Source organism: Mesorhizobium sp. AR10 (assembly GCF_024746795.1).
Classification (GTDB): Bacteria; Pseudomonadota; Alphaproteobacteria; order Rhizobiales; family Rhizobiaceae; genus Mesorhizobium.
Genome location: NZ_CP080524.1, coordinates 732856 through 751223, shown reverse-complemented (window position 1 = coordinate 751223; position 18368 = coordinate 732856). Strand labels below are relative to the sequence as shown.

Annotated in this window: 13 protein-coding genes; 9 read left to right on the top strand and 4 right to left on the bottom strand. The window is 64.1% G+C overall.

The window, feature by feature from the left end; genetic code table 11:
• Nucleotides 1-334: 334 nt before the first annotated feature.
• Genes LHFGNBLO_RS06880 through LHFGNBLO_RS06855 form a run of 6 tightly spaced genes read left to right on the top strand, consistent with a single transcriptional unit; the run spans nucleotide 335 to nucleotide 7396 of the window.
• A complete protein-coding gene (locus LHFGNBLO_RS06880) occupies nucleotides 335-1195 on the top strand; it encodes an FAD binding domain-containing protein (RefSeq protein WP_258605402.1) in 861 nt (286 codons plus the stop codon).
• A complete protein-coding gene (locus LHFGNBLO_RS06875; RefSeq protein WP_258609631.1) occupies nucleotides 1195-3942 on the top strand; it encodes a molybdopterin-dependent oxidoreductase in 2748 nt (915 codons plus the stop codon). Before LHFGNBLO_RS06880 ends, LHFGNBLO_RS06875 begins: the two co-directional genes overlap by 1 nt.
• Nucleotides 3939-5480 (top strand): 6-hydroxynicotinate reductase, encoded by a 1542-nt coding sequence (locus LHFGNBLO_RS06870; protein ID WP_258605400.1) that lies wholly within the window; start codon nucleotides 3939-3941, stop codon nucleotides 5478-5480. The genes LHFGNBLO_RS06875 and LHFGNBLO_RS06870 overlap by 4 nt, the downstream gene beginning before the upstream one ends.
• Nucleotides 5480-6361, top strand: coding sequence for a UPF0280 family protein (locus tag LHFGNBLO_RS06865; protein ID WP_258605398.1), 882 nt, complete (start codon nucleotides 5480-5482; stop codon nucleotides 6359-6361). The genes LHFGNBLO_RS06870 and LHFGNBLO_RS06865 overlap by 1 nt, the downstream gene beginning before the upstream one ends.
• Nucleotides 6354-6938, top strand: a complete 585-nt coding sequence (locus LHFGNBLO_RS06860; protein WP_258605396.1) for an amino acid synthesis family protein — start codon at nucleotides 6354-6356, stop codon at nucleotides 6936-6938. Before LHFGNBLO_RS06865 ends, LHFGNBLO_RS06860 begins: the two co-directional genes overlap by 8 nt.
• Complete coding sequence (locus tag LHFGNBLO_RS06855) at nucleotides 6935-7396, top strand: MarR family winged helix-turn-helix transcriptional regulator (protein WP_258605394.1); 462 nt, start codon at nucleotides 6935-6937, stop codon at nucleotides 7394-7396. Before LHFGNBLO_RS06860 ends, LHFGNBLO_RS06855 begins: the two co-directional genes overlap by 4 nt.
• 35 nt (nucleotides 7397-7431) lie before the next feature.
• Here LHFGNBLO_RS06855 and LHFGNBLO_RS06850 read toward each other — a convergent pair whose 3' ends face one another.
• The 4 genes from LHFGNBLO_RS06850 to LHFGNBLO_RS06835 form a co-directional block, all read right to left on the bottom strand.
• Nucleotides 7432-8562 carry an aminomethyltransferase family protein gene (locus LHFGNBLO_RS06850; protein ID WP_319944215.1) on the bottom strand — a complete coding sequence of 377 codons (1131 nt, stop codon included), beginning with the start codon at nucleotides 8560-8562 and terminating at the stop codon, nucleotides 7432-7434.
• Nucleotides 8563-8617: 55 nt separating this feature from the next.
• The gene (locus LHFGNBLO_RS06845; RefSeq protein ID WP_258605390.1) at nucleotides 8618-9394 is read right to left on the bottom strand and encodes an ABC transporter substrate-binding protein; all 777 of its coding nucleotides are present in this window, start codon (nucleotides 9392-9394) and stop codon (nucleotides 8618-8620) included.
• 215 nt (nucleotides 9395-9609) lie between these two features.
• On the bottom strand, nucleotides 9610-11352 hold the full coding sequence (locus LHFGNBLO_RS06840) for a hydantoinase B/oxoprolinase family protein (RefSeq protein ID WP_258605389.1): 1743 nt from the start codon (nucleotides 11350-11352) through the stop codon (nucleotides 9610-9612).
• A gap of 1 nt (nucleotide 11353) precedes the next feature.
• On the bottom strand, nucleotides 11354-13438 hold the full coding sequence (locus tag LHFGNBLO_RS06835; RefSeq protein ID WP_258605387.1) for a hydantoinase/oxoprolinase family protein: 2085 nt from the start codon (nucleotides 13436-13438) through the stop codon (nucleotides 11354-11356).
• A gap of 221 nt (nucleotides 13439-13659) precedes the next feature.
• On the opposite strand from LHFGNBLO_RS06835, the gene LHFGNBLO_RS06830 reads away from it, so the two are divergent.
• The 3 genes from LHFGNBLO_RS06830 (at nucleotide 13660) to LHFGNBLO_RS06820 (ending at nucleotide 18228) form a co-directional block, all read left to right on the top strand.
• Nucleotides 13660-14487 carry a ferredoxin--NADP reductase gene (locus tag LHFGNBLO_RS06830; protein ID WP_258605386.1) on the top strand — a complete coding sequence of 276 codons (828 nt, stop codon included), beginning with the start codon at nucleotides 13660-13662 and terminating at the stop codon, nucleotides 14485-14487.
• Between the two features lie 221 nt (nucleotides 14488-14708).
• Nucleotides 14709-15764: a deoxyribose-phosphate aldolase gene (deoC, locus tag LHFGNBLO_RS06825; protein ID WP_258605385.1), complete on the top strand. Its 1056-nt coding sequence runs from the start codon at nucleotides 14709-14711 to the stop codon at nucleotides 15762-15764.
• A 91-nt stretch (nucleotides 15765-15855) separates the two neighbouring features.
• Entirely contained in the window at nucleotides 15856-18228 is a 2373-nt protein-coding gene (locus LHFGNBLO_RS06820) for an aldehyde dehydrogenase family protein (protein WP_258605383.1), read from the top strand.
• The last annotated feature ends 140 nt before the right edge of the window (nucleotides 18229-18368 follow it).

Below are 18368 nucleotides of genomic sequence, written 5' to 3'. Positions count from 1 at the left end.
CGCGACCGGATGCAGAAACTTGACCAGATGGCCGGCTGCGTCAACCACTACAGCGCCGCGCGTCCCTGTTGGACGCGCAAAGGACGCTGTAGCACTTTGATTTTGCGCAAGATCCTTTCCGAAAATCGATTCCGATTTTCGGGGATCATGCGCTGGCGGCATAACAAATGCTTGTGCGCAGGATCGATGCGCACAGCGGCGCAAACTCCGGCTTTGACAATCCCTGCCGGCTTGATATCATTTGCATACGAATGAATTTGGCCAGTTCGGACGCCGGCAGGGTTCCTCGGGAAGCCCTCTTTTCTGGAAGGCCCTTTGTTTCGGAAGGTAAGGCGTGATCCGTTACGCGAAACCCACCACGGTCGACGAGGCGCTCGCTTTGCTTGGCGAAGCTCCGTGGCGCATCCTTGCCGGCGGCACCGATTTCTATCCCGCGCAGGGCAGCAAGCCGCACCGCGAAAACGTCCTCGACATCAATGGCCTGGCGGCTTTGCGCGGCATCACTGAGACCGAGGCCCATTGGGTTATCGGTGCGCGCACGACCTGGACCGATCTTGTCCGCCATCCCTTGCCGGCGGCCTTCGATGCGCTGAAGCAGGCGGCGCGGGAAGTCGGCTCGGTGCAGATCCAGAACGTCGCCTCGATGGCCGGCAATCTCTGCAATGCCTCGCCGGCCGCTGACGGCGTGCCGCCATTGCTCGTGCTTGATGCCGAGGTCGAATTGCGCTCGGCGGCGACGACCCGCACTCTGCCACTGCAAAAATTCATCCTCGGCAACCGCCGCACCGAATTGCAGCCGGACGAAATGGTCACAGCCATCCGTGTCCCGAGATCCGTGGCCACCGGCACCTCTGCCTTCGTCAAGCTTGGCGCCCGGCGCTATCTCGTCATATCCATCGCCATGGCGGCAGCACGCCTGACCGTCGAGGGTGGCATCGTCAGGGACGCAGCCGTCGCCATTGGCTCCTGTTCGGTGGTTGCCAAGCGCCTTTCAGCCGTCGAAGCCGCCTTGCGCGGCCTGCCGGCCAACGCTTTGCTCGCCGATGCGGTCCTGTCCGCGCCGATGGATGAACTTTCGCCGATCGGCGATGTGCGCGGCAGCGCCGAATACCGACTGGGCGCGGCGCGCGAGATCGTCGCCCGCGCCGTGCTTGCTGCGGTCGGCCACAGCGCCAGTGACAAGGTGGCGGCATGATGGAACGCGCCGACATCGCTTTCGAGGTCAACGGTGCCGCCGTTTCCGTCTGCGTGTCGCCGGTGCGGCGTCTCTCCTCGGTGCTGCGCGACGAATTGCGGCTGACGGGCACCAAGGTCGGCTGCGATGCCGGCGATTGTGGCGCCTGCACGGTGCTTGTCGACGGTAATCCGGTCTGCGCCTGCCTGGTGCCTGCTGCCTCCGTGGCTGGCGCGGCCGTGACGACCGTCGAAGGGCTCGCCAACGGAAAACTGTCGGCGCTGCAGGCCTCGTTCCTCGATCATGGCGCGGCGCAATGCGGTATCTGCACACCCGGCCTGCTGGTCGCCGCGACAGCGCTTCTGGATGAGAAACCCTTCCCGACCGAGGCTGAAACCCAGGATGCGCTGGGCGGTATTCTTTGCCGTTGCACCGGCTACCGGAAAATCGTCGCCGCGGTGATGGATGCGTCGCGCCACGCCAACGGCCTCGACCACCGCATGCCGCAGTCCGGCCATGCCGTGGGCTCGTCGCCGATCCGGCTCGATGGCCAGCCAAAGGTCACTGGCGGCGAAAAATTCGGTGGCGATTCCTTCCCGGTCGATGCGCTTGCGGTTCTGGTTGTCCGCTCGCCGCACTATCATGCTGGCTTCACCTTCGGCGACCTGGAAGCCTGGGCGAAGACCCGTCCCGGCATTGTCGGTGTCTTCACCGCTGCCGACATCCCGGGGAAAAACTGTTTCGGCGTGATTAGGCCTTTTGCCGATCAGCCCGCTCTCGCCGAAGGTTTTTCGCGCTTTCGCGGCGAGGCGGTGGCGCTGGTCGCCGGCGAGCGCGAGGCGATCCTCGATCTCGACCTTGCGGATTTTCCGGTTCGCTGGACCGAGCTGCCGCATTTCCTGCAGCCATGCGATGCGCAGGCCGGCGGTGCCCAACTGATCCATGAACACCGGCCGGAAAACCTGCTCACTTCCGGTTTTGTCGAACGCGGCGATCCGGAAGCGGCCCTTGCCGGGGCGACATTCACCGTTTCCGGTGCCATAGACACACCCTATGTCGAACACGCCTACATCGAACCGGAAGCCGGCTATGCCTATATGGACGGCGACACGCTGGTCGTCGTCGCCTGCACGCAGGCGCCCTACATGGACCGCGACGACACGGCAAAAGTGCTTGGCCTTGCCATCGACAAGGTGCGCATCGTGCCGACCGCCACTGGTGGCGGTTTTGGCTCCAAGCTCGATGTCTCGCTGCAACCCCTGATCGGCCTGGTGGCGATGAAGACCGGACGGCCGGCCGCACTCACCTACACCCGCAATGAATCGATGATCTCGACCACCAAGCGCCATCCCGCCGAGATGAAGGCGACGATCGGCGCCGATGCCGATGGCCTTGTCACCGGCATGATCTTCGCGGGCGATTTCAACACCGGCGCCTATGCCAGTTGGGGGCCGACGGTGGCCAACCGCGTGCCGGTGCACGCCTCCGGCCCCTATGCAACGCCGAACTACCGCGCCGAAGGCCGCGCCATCCACACGCATGGCCCGATCTCCGGCGCCTTCCGCGGCTTTGGGGTGCCGCAGGCGACGATCATGCAGGAAACCCTCTATGACGAACTGGCCGAAAAGCTCGGCCTGGATCGGTTGGATTTTCGGCTGAAAAACTGCCTTCGTAACGGGTCCGAAACGGTTACTGGCCAGAAGCTGGTCTCGGGCGTCGGCATCGAAGAGTGCCTTGAGGCCTTGCAGTCGCATTGGGCGCGCGCGCTTGTCGATGCCGAGGCGTTCAACGCCGGCAGCAGCGCAAAAAAACGCGGCGTCGGCGTCGCCTCCTGCTGGTATGGCTGCGGCAACACCTCGTTGCCCAATCCTTCGACCATCAGGGTCGGCATCTCGGCCACCGGCGATGTCGTCCTGCATCAGGGCGCCGTTGACATCGGGCAAGGCTCGAACACCGTCATCACGCAGATCTGCGCCGACGCGCTTGGCCTGCCGCTGGACAAATTCCGGCTGAAGAGCGCCGACACGGCGATCACCCCCGACGCCGGCAAGACATCCGCCTCGCGCCAGACCTTCGTCACCGGCAAAGCCGCCGAAAAGGCCGGTCGCGCCTTGCGTGAAACCATCCTGCGTTTCGCCAATGTGTCGGAGAAGGCATCGCTGCATCTGGATGGGCAGACAATTGTCATTCGTGAGGGCGAAGCCACCCGCCGCATCGACCTTGTCGCGCTCGATGTGGATGCGGACGGGTTCGTCTTCCGTGCCGAGGAGACCTACGACCCGCCGACCCTTCCGCTCGATGCCAAGGGGCAGGGCAAGCCCTACGCCCTCTATGGCTACGGGGCGCAGATCGCCGAACTCGAGGTCGACCTCAAGCTCGGCACGGTCAAGCTGATAAAAATCACCGCCGCACACGATGTCGGCAAGGCGATCAATCCGTTGCTTGTCGAGGGCCAGATCGAGGGCGGCATCGCGCAAGGCATCGGCATGGCGCTGATGGAGGAGTACATTCCCGGCCGCACCGAGAATCTGCACGACTATCTGATCCCCACCATCGGCGACGTACCGCCGATCGAGACCATCCTGATCGAGGTACCCGATCCGGAGGGCCCCTTTGGCGCCAAGGGGCTGGGCGAGCATGTGCTGATCCCGACGGCGCCAGCGATCCTCAACGCCATCCGCCATGCCACCGGTGTGCTGGTCACCAAGGTCCCGGCGACGCCGAGCCGCATCCGCGCGGCGATCCGCGACAAGGAGGCACGCCGATGAGCGAGCTTGCCGAACGTTTCGAAACCCACGATCTCGGCGAGAAGCAGGTGGCGGAGAAGATCCGCTGCGATGCCTGTCCGGTCATGTGCTACATCGCTGACGGCCGCACCGGCGCCTGCGACCGCTACGGCAATGTCGGCGGCAGCATCGTGCGCATGGATCCGCTGACCATCCTCGACCATGCGGCCGAGACCGGCGGCGCGGTCGTGCCCTTCGTTGCCGAGGGCGAGGCCTGGGACGGCGAACTGGTCAACACCGGCCGCCGCTTCGTCACCGCGATCGGCGCCGGTACCACCTATCCCGACTACAAGCCGGCCCCCTTCATCGTCAGCCAGGAGGTCGAAGGCGTCGATCTCGTCACCGTGGTCACCGAGGGCATCTTCTCCTACTGCGGCGTCAAGGTGAAGATCGACACCGACCGTCACCTTGGTCCCGAGACAGCCATTGTCCGCGCCCAAGGCGAGGCGATCGGCCATGTCACCACAGGCGAGTATGGTTCGCAGATGCTGTCGCTGGGAGGCGTGCATCACCTCACCGGCGGCTCCAAGGCGGAAGGTCGCGCGACCTGCGACGCGCTGCTCAATCTGTGCAACGGCAAGCCGGTCGAACTGACCATCGATGGCGGCGCGACCATCATCGTCGAAGCCGGCAAACCGCCGGTCATCGACGGCAAGGTCGAACACCGCATGCGCGTTGGCTGTGGCTCGGCCACAATCGGCATGTTCGCCACCCAGTGGCGGGGCCTTGTCGACGAGGTGGTGGTGGTCGACGATCACATCACCGGCGTCGTCTCCGAGCATCAGGCAGGCAAGGTGCTGGGATGGCAGGACACCGGGATAAAGATCATCGGCCGCCGTTCGACGCCAGGCCGCTATTTCAAGGTCTCCGAGCCCGGCCTCGGCTGGGGCGGCACCAGCATTTCCGACCCGCTGTCGATCCTTGGCGAATGGAATGCGAAGAAGGGCGCTCGCCCCGGCCTGTCGCTGCTGATGGTCTCGACCACTGGTGAGCAGTTTGCCTACTACGAGCTCGACGACGAATTGAAGCCGGTGCAAAAACCGTTCCCGGAGCGGCTGCAGAAGTCGGTCGGGCTGATCGAAGACAATTGCGAGCCGGCGCTCTGCACCGTGCTGTTCATTGGCGGCGCCGGCGGTTCGCTGCGCGCCGGCGTCACCGAAAATCCGGTCAACCTCACTCGCTCGGTGCAAGGCCTGACCACCTATGTGACGGTCGGCGGTGCGCCGGTCTATGTCTGGCCGGGCGGCGGCATCACGCTGATGGTCGATGTTACCCGCGTGCCGGAAGGTGCCTTCGGCTATGTGCCGACCCCGGCATTGGTGGCGCCGATCGAGTTCACCTTGCGTCGCGACGACTATATCAGGCTGGGCGGCCACGAAGCCGAGATCCGCAGCGTCGATGATATCTTTGCCAAGGGCGGCGAGTACCTCAATCCGCGCCGCAACGCCGGTGCAGCAGCACAGAACCCATGGCCGCCGCTGGCACAGTTGCGGCGTGCGCCCTCGTATGGTGCCGGATGATGAACGGCCCGCAGGCGCATTGGCTTGAGAGCGGCAGGCGGATGCATCTCAATCACGGCCCGATCGACCTGATCGTAGAGGCTTTTGGCGAGGCGGGCGAACGCCGCGCGGCCTACGAACAGGCGGTGGCGCGCTTCCAGACCATTCTGACGGAGCTTGTAGAGGAGCTCTCTGAATTGCGCCGCCCGGCCTCATCGCGGTTACGCCATTTCGCCAGCCCGACCGCCCGGCGCATGGAAGCGGCAATCGTGCCGCTGGCGAAAAGATTCATCACGCCGATGGCTGCGGTTGCCGGCTCGGTAGCCGACGAAATTCTTGGCGCGCTGCTTGCCGGGCGAAAACTAGACCGCGCCTATGTCAACAATGGCGGCGACAGCGCCATCCATCTCGGCCCGGGCCAGTCGATGACCCTCGCCATCGCCGGCACTGGACACGGACTTTCCGACCGCATCACCGTACGTGCCGAAGACGGAATTCGCGGCATCGCGACAAGCGGCTGGCGCGGCCGCTCCTTCTCGCTCGGCATTGCCGACGCCGTCACCGTGCTGGCGCGGACTGGCGCCGAAGCTGATGCCGCCGCGACGCTCATCGCCAACGCAATCGACCTGCCCGGTCACCCCGCCGTCAAGCGCGAGCCGGCGCACGATCTCGCGCCCGACAGCGACCTTGGCGACCGCTTGGTCACGCAGGGTGTCGGGCCACTTTCCGCGGCTGAAATCGCCACTGCACTGGACAGCGGGCTTGCTGTCGCCGATGATTTTCGCCGAAACGGCCTGATATCAGCCGCCGCGCTTTTCCTTGCCGGTCATATCAGCATCACTGGTTCCATGGCGCTTGCCGCGCCCACCAAAATCCCTGGGAAGGAAGTTGCCCATGCCTGAGTTTTCGATCCGCAAGATCGCGGTGCTGACCGAGGAGATCTTTCACGAAGGTGGGCCGGTGGCCAAGGTGCCGCGCCGCCGCGCCGCCGCCATGGCGCTGGTGAAGAACCCGTTCGCCGGCCGTTACGTCGACGACTTGCAGAGCGCCATGGACGATCTGAAGCCGCTTGGGCTGCTGCTCGCTGACCGGCTGATCGCCGCTTTGGGCGGCGACGTGAAACAGATCGACGGCTACGGCAAGGGCGCCATCGTCGGCACGGCAGGCGAGCTGGAGCATGGCGCGTTGTGGCATGTGCCCGGCGGCTATGCCATGCGCGAACGGCTCGGCGACGCCAAGGCGATCGTGCCGTCGGCAAAGAAGGTCGGCGCCTTTGGTTCAAAGCTCGACGTGCCGCTTGGCCACATCAACGCCGCCTATGTGCGCAGCCATTTCGACGCCATGGAAGTTGGCATCAGCGACGGCCCCCGCCCCGACGAAATCCTGTTCTGTCTCGCCATGACCTGCGGCCCGCGCGTGCACGACCGCATGGGCGGTCTCGCGGCCAAGGACATCAAGGCCTGGGACGGATTGCGGTGAGCGGCGAGGACAAATTGCTCAAGCTCGTCGAGGCCGAGGAGCCCGACGAAAACGACTATCGCTTGCAGGAGCAGGTCGGTTTCATCCTGCGCAAGGCGCACCAGCGCCATGTCTCGATCTTCGCCGCGCGTATCGCCGATCTGACGCCGCCGCAATTCGCCGCTCTGGCCAAACTGCACGACGTTGGCGAGACCTCGCAGAACCAGCTCGGCACGCTGATCGCCATGGATGCGGCAACGGTGAAGGGTGTCATCGACCGGCTGAAGGCGCGTGGCCTTGTTGACCTTACCAAGCACGAGGTCGACAAGCGGCGCCTGCTGGTCAATCTGACCGCCGAGGGCCGCGACGCGATCGAGCGGCTGATACCGCTCGCTCGCGACATCACTGAGGAAACGCTGGCCCCGCTCTCGGCCAAGGAGGCAGCGACTTTCATGAAGTTGTTGGCCAAGCTGGCCTAGACCTGAATCTCGACACACCCTGGGTCGCGCTACCTTCAAGCGCGCAGCCGTACGCCCTCGGGATCGAAGAACGGTATCGGCGCCACCACCACGCGTGTCGGCGTACCGTCGATGTCGATGCTGAGCTCCGTACCGATCCCGGTGAACGGCAGCCGCAGATGCGCGGTCGCCAGCACTGTGCCCAGCGAATAGCCGTGGTCGCTGTAGGTGACGACGCCGGCATCCTCGCCGTCGGCCAGAACCCGCGCATTCGTCGCAGCCGGCGTATCACCATCGAGGATCAGTCCGGTCCACCGCTCGTCGACGCCTCTGTCGCGAACCCTGAGCAACGCCTCGCGGCCGACGAAATCGCCCTTGTCGAACTTGATCCAGCGATCGAGGCCGACATGAAACGGCGTGCGGCTCTCGTCCATGTCGATGCCATGCGCTGGATAGGCCTTCTCCAGCCCGAGCGTGAACATCGCCAGCACGCCATACGGTTTCAAACCAAAATCCCGGCCGGCCCGCATCAGCGCGTCCCAGATCACAGGGGCCTCGTCGGCCGGCACGAATAGCTCGAAGCCGAGTTCGCCGGTCACCCCGGTGCGCGAGATCAGCACCTTCGTCTCGCCGATTCGACCTGACGTGAACGCCCAGCGTTTCAATCCACCCAGATCGGCATCCTGCACCAGTGCCTTCAGCAGTTCACGCGAGCGCGGACCCTGTATCGTCGGGAAGGCGATGGAAGCGGTGATGTCGGTCACATAGGCCTTTCGCCCCTCTGCATGATGCAGCAGCCATGGCAGCATTTTCAGGCGGTTGACCGATCCTGTCACCAGCATGAAATGCTCAGGCGCCAGCCTGAACACGGTCAGGTCGTCCATGATGCCGCCGTCGTCGCGACACACGGTGGAATAGCGCACCTGGCCGGGTTTCATGGCGGCGGCATCGTTGACGATGACATGATTGACCAGCGCCTCGGCGTCGGGGCCCTTGATGTCCATCTTGCCCATGGTGCTGAGGTCCTGGACGCCGACATTCTTGCGGGTGTTCAGATGCTCGTCGGCAATGCCGGAATAGATCTTGGCCGAGATGAAATCGCCGCCGACCCGTCCCATCGTCGCGCCCAGTCCGACGATGCTGCTGTAGAATGGGGATCGCCGTTCGGCCAAGAAAGTCTCCATCATTCAGAAAAAATCGGCAGCGCCCAGGCGGCGCTGCCGAAGTTGATTGTTGCCGGGATCAGGTGCCGTAGACGTCGAAAGCAAAATACTTGTCGTTGATTTCCTTGTACTTGCCGTTGGCGCGCAGCGCGTCGATCGCGGCATTGAGCTTGTCGGTCAGCTCCTTGTTGCCTTTCTGCAGCGCGATGCCGACGCCGGGACCATGAATGGCCGGATCCGCGGTCAGGGTCCCAAGCAGCTTGCAGCAGGCGCCCTCGGGCTTCTTCAGCCATTCGGTCAGGATGATAGAGCCGTCCATCACCGCGTCGAGGCGGCCATTGACCATGTCGGCGCGGGCCTCGTCACCGGTTGGATAGGCCTTGACGGTCGAACCGCTGTATTTCTGCTCGGCGAAATTCTGATGGATGGTCGCGCTCTGCACGCCCAGCGCCTTGCCCTTCAGGTCCTCAGGTGCAGTCCCGGTGATCGCCGAATCCTTCGGCACGGCTATAGCCGGCGGCGTTTGGTAGTATTTGTGGGTGAAATCCACCTTCTCGGCGCGCTCCGGCGTGATGGTGAGGTTGATGATCGCATCGAACTTGCCGGCCTGCAGCGCGGGGATGGAGCCGTCGAAATCCTGCACGACGAATTCGCATTCGGTCTTCATCTCGGCGCACAGCGCCTTGCCGAGATCTATGTCGAAGCCGCCCAGCGTGCCATCGGCATTGGCGTAGTTGAAGGGCGGATAGGCACCCTCGGTGCCGAGCTTGAGTTTCTTGTCCTGGGCGGAAGCAGCACCCGTGGCGAGAGCCAGGGCGAGCGAAGCGGCAAGCACGAAACGAGCGTAGGGGCGCATGGTCCTGATCTCCGTTGACCGGAGAAGTCTACGATCTTTTGTGTCCCCGGCGGAGACGGAAACGACATGTCATGCGCCGATCGCGGCGCAGCGATCGATCGGCGCTAGAGCAATTCCAGGAAAAGTGTGAAACGGTTTTCCGTCCGGAATTGCGTCAAAACAAAGAGATAGAGCGGTTCTGCCTTTTCGTGAAACGATGAACCGCTCTAGCGAGATTAGCCGGTGCGCGTGCTTGTTGTTGCTGCCCGGTCGATTGCCCGCCCATCCGCCGACAGCGCAACGCCGAATTTCTCCGCGGCTTCTGCGGACGTGTAGTAGCCCAACCCCACATCCCGCAGCACCAGATCGGCGTCGCGCTGGAACGGATCGCCATAGCCGCCGCCGCCCGGCGTGCCGACACGAACGCGGTCGCCGGCTTTCAGTGCGATGTCCTGCTCCTTGGACAGATGCGGCGGCACATGCTCCTCGCCACCACGAAACACCGTCACTGTGTTGACCGCGCCATCCTTGCCGCCGAGCGCGCCCTGCGGTCCGAAACGGCCATGGTCCATGACGAAGGAGGCGCGGGCGTCGCCGCGCAGGATCTCCACCTCATAGGCAAGGCCGAACCCGCCGCGATGCTTGCCGGCGCCGCCCGACCCTTCGCGCAAGGCGTAGTGGCGATAGAGCACCGGAAACGCCTGCTCCATGATCTCGACCGGTGGCGACTTGGAAATGCCGATGGTCGAGCAGCCATTGGTCAGCCCGTCATGGCCGGCATTGCCGCCATAGCCGCCGCCGGAGATCTGGTACATGACGTAGTCGCGGCCGCGCGCCGGGTCGTTGCCGCCGAGCGCGAAATTGCCGCTGGAGCCGGCCGGCGCGGCCGTCACCTTGTCGGGCAGCGCCTGCACCATTGCCGCGAACACCGCTTCGGCGATGCGCTGCGAAACTTCGGCCGCGCAGCCAGACACCGGGCGCGGATACTTTGCGTCGAGGAAGGTGCCGTCCGGCCGCTTGACGATCAGCGGCTCGAAAGCGCCGGCGCTGATCGGCACGTCCGGAAAAATATGGCGCATGGCGAGATAGACCGAGGACAAGGTCGTCGCCAGCACGCTGTTCATCGGCCCCGCGCAGGGCTTCGACGAGCCGGTAAAATCGAAGCTCAGCGTGTCGCCTTGCTTTTCGACCGCCAGCGCGATGGTCAGCGGCTCGTTCACCACCCCGTCGGAATCGACAAAGGCTTGCGAACGGTAGGTGCCGTCGGGAATGGCTGATATGTTGGCGCGCATCTGTTCGGCGGCGCGGCGGCGCAATTCGGCGATCGCCTCGACTACCGTTTCGTCACCGTAACGATCCAGGATTCCATTGAGGCGATCCTGGCCGATCAGCAATGCCGCCGCTTGCGCCCGGATATCGCCGATGCGCTGGTCGGCGACGCGGATGTTCGAGCAGATGATGGCGTAGATCTCCGGATCGAGCACGCCCTTCTTGAACAGTTTGACCGGCGGCAGCCGCAGGCCTTCCTGCTCGACCGCTGTCGCCGAGGCGGAAAAACCGCCCGGCACCGAGCCGCCGATATCCGGCCAGTGGCCGGTGTTCGACAGCCAGCAGAAGATTTTTCCTCCCCGGTAGACCGGCATGGCGAAGCGCACGTCCATCAGATGCGTGCCGCCGAGATAGGGATCGTTGACGATGTAGATGTCGCCCGGCTCGGGCGGCAGGCAGCGCCCGTCGGCGATCATTTCGATCACCGTTCTGGTCGAATACTGCATCACGCCGACGAACACCGGCAGGCCCTGGCTGCCTTGCGCGATCAGCGCGCCGTCGACCGCCGAATAAATGCCGTCGGAACGGTCGTTGGCCTCGGCGATCACCGGCGAGAAGGCGGCGCGCGAAAAAGTCAGGTCCATCTCATCGCAGACCTGCTGCAGGGCCGCCTGGATGACCGAAAGCGTGATGGCGTCGAGCTTGTCCATCTCAGTCCTCGCCGATGTCGATGATGATGTTCCCGTCGGCATCCGACCGCGCCCGGTCCCCGGGTTCGAGCACAGTGGTCGCGTCCATCTGTTCGAGGATCGCCGGCCCGACGATGATGGCGTCGAGCGGCAGCTTTTCGCGTGCGTAGACCGGCGTAGCGTGCCAGCGTCCGCCATACCAGACCGGCCGGATCTCGCGTCGTGCCTCGTCGAGCGTTTTTGCGCGGCCCGCCGGGTCGATCAGCCGCGAAAGATCGATTGCCGGCCTGACACCGGTCACCGAGGTGTTGAGATTGACAAGATTGGCACGGATTTCCGGCAGCTCAACCTTGAAGCGGGCGAAATAGGCTTTTTCGAACAGTTGCTGCAGCATTTCACGCGTCACCGACGACGATGGCAGCGGCACGTTGATGATGTGGGTCTGGCCGACAAACTGCATGTCGGCGGAGTGGGTGACGCGGATCGTCTCCGGCTTCACCGCTTCCTTGCCGATCAGCTCTTCACCTTCGTTTCGGTGCCGTTCCAATACCTCGTGAAGCTTGGATTCGTCGATCGTCCCCACCGGTTGGTTGACCGTGTTGACGAAATCGTGGCGCAGGTCGGCGACGACGCAGCCAAGCGCATTGGTGATGCCCGGCCGTGCCGGCACCAGCACTTTCGGCAGGCCGAGTTCGCGCGCCAATGCGGTCGCATGCAGCGGCCCGGCGCCGCCAAAGGCAAACAATGCGAAATCGCGCGGGTCGTGGCCGCGCGACACCGACACCATGCGGATAGCGCCGGCCATCTTCATGTTGCCGAGACGCAGCACCGCACCTGCGGCCTCGACGCCGGACAGACCGGTCGCCTTGCCTATTCTGTCCTCGAAGATGCCGGTGACGCGTTCGACGGTGACAGGATTTTCGACCGCAAGCAGCTTTTTCGGCGCCAGCCGTCCCAGCACCAGATTGGCGTCGGTGATGGTCGGCTCGTCGCCGCCGCGTCCGTAGCAGATCGGGCCTGGATTGGCGCCGGCACTTTCCGGACCAATCTGGATCAACCCGGCCGCATCGACGCGGGCGATCGAGCCGCCGCCGGCGCCGACCGTGTGCACCGCCACCATCGGCACATGGATCGGCATCGCATATTCGATCTCGATCTCGTTCGACACCGCCGGCTCCGCATTGCGGATCAGCGCCACGTCGGTCGAAGTGCCGCCCATGTCGTAGGTGACCAGGTTTTCAAAACCGGCGCGTTTCCCCGTATAGGCGGCGGCAATGACGCCGGAGGCTGGCCCCGACATCACGGTCTTGGCCGATTCGCGGGTGACAAAGCGGGCCGAGATCATGCCGCCATTGCCGTTCATGATCAGGAAGTCACGGGCATAGCCTTTTGATGCCAATTCCCTTCGCAACCGCTCGACATAACGTTCGAGGATCGGCTGCACCGAAGCGTTGACCGAAGCGGTGACGCCGCGCTCGAACTCGCGCGCTTCCGACAACAGCGCATGTCCTGACGTGATGTAGCCGTTCGGCCAGAGCTCGGCGGCGATTTCAGCGGCGCGACGCTCATGCGCCGGATTGGCATAGGAGTGCAGAAAATGGATGACCAGGGATTCGCATCCGGCCCCGATCAGCGTCCTCACGGCGGCGCGCATCTCGGGTTCGTCGAGCGGAACGCGAACCGCGCCAGAGGCTTCGACGCGCTCCGACACTTCGAGCCGCAGATTGCGCGGAATGATCGGAACGAATGTGCCCGTCATGCCATAGGCCTGCGGGCGTGTTCGCCGGCCAAGCTCGATCACGTCGCGAAAGCCGCGCGTGGTGATCATGCCGGTCTTCGCCAATCTGCGCTCGAGCACTGCGTTGGTGGTGGTGGTCGTGCCGTGCACGATGAGGTCGATGCCGTCGATCGGGAATCCGGTGGCGCCAAGCGCCGAAACGACCCCGAATGCCTGGTTGTCGACCGTGGTCGGGGTCTTGGCGATATGCACCCGGCCACCGTCGCGGCCGTCAATCAGAAGCAGGTCGGTAAAGGTCCCGCCGACATCGATGCCGGCGACGACGTTGCCCAGGGAATCGTGCGTCTGCGCCGAAAAATTCTCTTTCATTGTCGAAACCCGAAATGCCCGGACTACGGATATGTCTCAGTTTGGAAAGGTGTTTCACACTGGCGTCTTGACGCAAATATCATTTGTATACTAATAAATTCCGGACACAAGAGCTTACCGCTTCGGAGTGTGCAGACGGCACGCCGGGACCTGACAGGTTCGGGCGCGCAGGTGAAGGTTTGGCGTCAACGCCCAGGGCTTGGACCAGAAGGTTAGGTTTGATGAACACCACATCCGCGTTCAACACCGCCGCCGCCCGGCCGCTGCAATTCCCGATTCCGGCCAATGTCTATGCCGAGACCGTCGTTTCGGTGAAGCACTACACCGACCGGCTGTTTTCATTCCGCATCACCCGGCCGCAGTCGCTGCGTTTCCGCTCCGGCGAATTCGTCATGATCGGTCTGCCCAATGCCGAGAAGCCGGTGTTCCGCGCCTATTCGATCGCCAGCCCGTCCTGGGACGATGAACTGGAATTCTTCTCGATCAAGGTGCCGGACGGTCCGCTGACCTCGGAACTGCAGAAGATCGAGGTCGGCGACACCGTCATCATGCGCCAGAAGTCGACCGGCACTTTGGTGGTCGACGCGCTGACCCCCGCAAAACGCCTGTTCATGATCTCGACCGGCACCGGCATCGCACCCTTTGCCAGCTTGCTGCGTGATCCCGATACCTATGAGAAGTTCGACCAGGTGATCCTGACCCACACTTGCCGCGATACCGCCGAGCTTACCTACGGCCAGGACCTGGTGGCGGCGCTCGAAAACGATCCGCTGATTGGCGAACTGACCGGCGGCCGCGTCACCCTCTACAATTCGACGACGCGCGAAGAGTCCGGGCGCATGGGCCGCATCACCGCGCTGATCGGCTCCGGCAAGTTCTATGAAGATCTTGGCATCGACAAGCTCAACCCGGAGACCGACCGCATCATGATCTGCGGCTCGATGCACATGCTCAAGGACGTCAAGGAACTGGCTGAAAGCCTCGGCTTCCAGGAAGGTTCGCTGCATCATCCGGCGAGCTTCGTCGTCGAGCGCGCCTTCGTCGGCTGAAGCAGGGAAGCCTCGGCGTCCGTCTTATTCGGAATTCTGATTTTGACCGTGCGGTCAAAAATCTGCTGCTTTCGCCGCCTTTTTCAACTATGACCGCTTGAAGGACTCGTGAAGCATCGATTCACGGGCTATCTTCGGATGCGTGTCGCCCAAAAGTGTCGAGCGGTTTTGGGACAACGACACGCATCACGACGTGAAGTCGTTGAATGAAAGGGCAGGAGATGAGCAGCACAATCCGCGAAGCCGGTCTCGGTGCTGGCGCGTCCAAGGTCACGCCGCTGCCGGCGCGGGCCGCCGCCAATACTCCCGTCCCGCTGGACCATCGCATCGCCCGCAACCCCGGCATGAAGCTCGACCTGGGCTTTGTGGAATCGGTGCGCAGCGTCAATCGCTCGGCGCTGGAGCGCCGTGTCGCCAGCCTGACCAAGCGGCGCTCGATCAAGGCCGACAACCAGGCAGCCTGGCTGCTGCGCGCCGTCGCCTGCATGGACCTGACCACGCTGAATTCGAACGACACCGACGAGCGCGTGCGCCGGCTCTGCGCCAAGGCGGTCAATCCGTTCCGCCGCGACATCGTCGAAGGCCTCGGCATATCAGATGAAAAGATTCGACCGGCGGCGGTCTGCGTCTACCATCCCTTCGTCGCCACCGCCGTCGATGCGCTGCGCGGCACCGGCATTCATGTCGCGGCCGTTTCCACCGCCTTCCCGCACGGCCTTGCCCCGCTGTCGACCCGCCTGCAGGAGATCGAAGCCTCGGTCAAGGACGGCGCCGACGAGATCGACGTCGTCATTCCGCGCGGCCTGGTGTTCGGCGCAAAGTGGCGAGAGCTCTACAATGAGATCGTCTCGATGCGCGCCGCCTGCGGTGACGCGCATCTCAAGGTCATCCTCGGTACCGGCGACCTCGCCACGCTGCGCAACGTCATGCTCGCCTCCATGGTGGCGATGATGGCGGGTGCGGATTTCATCAAGACCTCGACCGGCAAGGAAAGCGTCAACGCGACGCTGCCGGTCGGCCTTGCCATGGTGCGCGCCATCCGCGCCTATTTCGAGGAGACCGGCTATCTCATCGGCTTCAAGCCGGCCGGCGGCATTTCCACCGCCAAGGCTTCGCTCGACTGGCTGGTGCTGATGAAGGAAGAGCTTGGCAGGCCGTGGCTGGAGCCCGATCTGTTCCGCTTCGGTGCGTCCAGCCTTCTGACCGACATTGAGCGGCAGCTCGAGCATCATTTGACCGGCCACTACTCGGCCAATCATCGTCACGCGATGGCATGACGGCCGATCGCCCCCCTTGTGGGGGAGATGTCCGGTTGGATAGAGGGGGGCGCGACGGAGTGCCTTCCGAGACAAGTATCTGGAGCGCCCCATGAACATTCTCGAACGCTATCACGCCATGGAGTACGGCCCGGCCCCGGAAGCCCGCAACGAGGCCGATGCATGGCTCGCCGCACGCGATTTCGGCAAGGCGCTGTTCATCGGCGGCGAGTGGAAGGCGGCCGCAGGCGGCAAGACCTTCGACACCAGCGAGCCCTCTTCGGGAAAATTGCTGGCAAAAGTGTCGGACGCCGGTGTCGCGGATGTTGACGCCGCGGTTTCCGCCGCCACCAAGGCGCTGGCGAAATGGAGCGCCAGATCAGGCTACAGCCGAGCCAAAGTGCTCTACGCCATCGGCCGCGCCATGCAGCGCCACCAGCGCCTGTTTGCGGTGCTGGAGTCGATCGACAACGGCAAGCCGATCCGCGAAAGCCGCGACATCGACGTGCCGCTGGCCATCCGCCATTTCATCCACCACGCCGGCTGGGCGCAGGCGTTGGACAAGGACTTTCCTGACCATAAGGGCGTCGGTGTCGTCGGTCAGATCATTCCGTGGAACTTCCCGCTGCTGATGCTGGCCTGGAAGATTGCGCCCGCACTCGCCGCAGGCTGCACCGTGGTGCTGAAGCCGGCCGAGTTTACGCCGCTCACCGCCATCCTGTTCGCCGAGATCTGCGAACGATCAGGTGTGCCGAAGGGCGTCGTCAACATCGTCCAGGGCGGGCCTGAGGCGGGCGTCGCCATCGTCAACCATCCCGGCATCCAGAAGATCGCCTTCACCGGCTCGTCCGAGGTCGGCAAGATCATCAGGAAAGCCACCGCCGGCTCGGGCAAGAAACTGTCGTTGGAGCTTGGCGGCAAGTCGGCCTTCGTCGTCTTCGAGGATGCCGATCTCGACAGTGCCGTCGAGGGGTTGGTCGACGGCATCTGGTTCAATCAGGGCCAGGTCTGCTGCGCCGGCTCGCGCCTGCTGGTGCAGGAAGGCATCGCCGATGCCTTCATCGCCAAGGTCAAGACGCGGATGAGCCGGCTACGCGTCGGCAGCCCGCTCGACAAGAACACCGATATCGGCCCGCTGGTCGACTTGACCCAGCTCGATCGCGTCAAGGGTTTGGTGGCCGAAGGCGCCAAGCAGGGCGCCGTCTGCTGGCAGCCGGATGTGGCGCTGCCGTCGTCCGGCTATTACCATTTGCCGACTCTGGCCACGGGTGTTGCGCCGGCTAACATCCTGGCGCAGGAAGAGGTGTTCGGCCCGGTGCTGGCCACCATGACCTTCCGCAACACCGAGGAAGCGATCGAGCTCGCCAACAACACGCGCTACGGCCTGGCCGCTTCGGTGTGGAGCGAAAACGTCAATCTCGCCCTCCACGTCGCGCCGCAATTGAAGGCCGGCGTCGTTTGGGTCAACGGCACCAACATGTTCGACGCCGCCTGCGGCTTTGGCGGCTACCGCGAAAGCGGTTTCGGCCGTGAAGGTGGGCGCGAAGGCATGTTCGAATATCTCTTAGCGAAACTGCCGCTCGGCCCGGTCATCAAGCCGGCAACGGCTTCGGCCCAGGCGATCGAGCAGACGGAAGGCGATGCCATCGACCGCACGGCAAAGCTGTTCATCGGCGGCAAGCAGGTCAGGCCCGACGGCAATTACTCGCTGGCGATTGCCACCGCCAAGGGCAAGCTTGCCGGCGAGGTCGGTCTCGGCAGCCGCAAGGATATTCGTGACGCCGTCGCCGCCGCGCGCGCCTGCAAGGCCTGGCCGGAGGCGACCGCCTACAACCGCAGCCAGGTGCTTTACTATCTGGCCGAAAACCTGTCCGGCCGTGCTGACGAATTTGCCGCGCGTCTCACAGAGCTCACCGGCGCCGCCATCAAGGCCGCGCGCGAAGAAGTCGAATTGTCGATCGAGCGGCTGTTCCTCTATGCCGGCCTGGCCGACAAGTTCGAGGGCAGGGTTCACCAGCCGCCGGCCCGCGCCGTCACGCTGGCTCTGCATGAGCCGGTCGGCGTCGTCGGCATCGTCGCGCCGGACAACGCGCCCTTGCTTGGCCTGATCTCACTGGTCGCGCCGGCGCTTGCCATGGGCAACACCGTCATTGCGGTGCCTTCGGAAAAATATCCGCTGCTTGCCACCGATCTCTACCAGGTCATCGAATATTCCGACGTTCCGGACGGCGCCATCAACATCGTCACCGGCCGCACCGCCGAGCTCACCGGCGTGCTGGCCAAGCACGACGATGTCGACGGGCTCTGGGTGTTCGCCGATGCCGAAACCTGCGCCAAGGCCGAAGCCGACTCGATCGGCAACCTCAAGCGTGTCTGGACCGGCCAGGGCCGCAGCCTCGACTGGGCGTCGGGTGACGCCTCAGGTGATGCGTTCCTGCGCCGTGCCGTCGAGGTCAAGAACGTCTGGGTGCCCTACGGCGATTGAGCGTTTTGCACGCGGCCGCAGCGCCGATGATCGTGTTCGGGCTTGACGCTTGGATATGTGTTCTTTAACGAGAAAAAACATCTCTAACTGTGGGCTGGCAGCGCAGCAGGCCGCACAATGGCGTCTGACTGGACCATGAC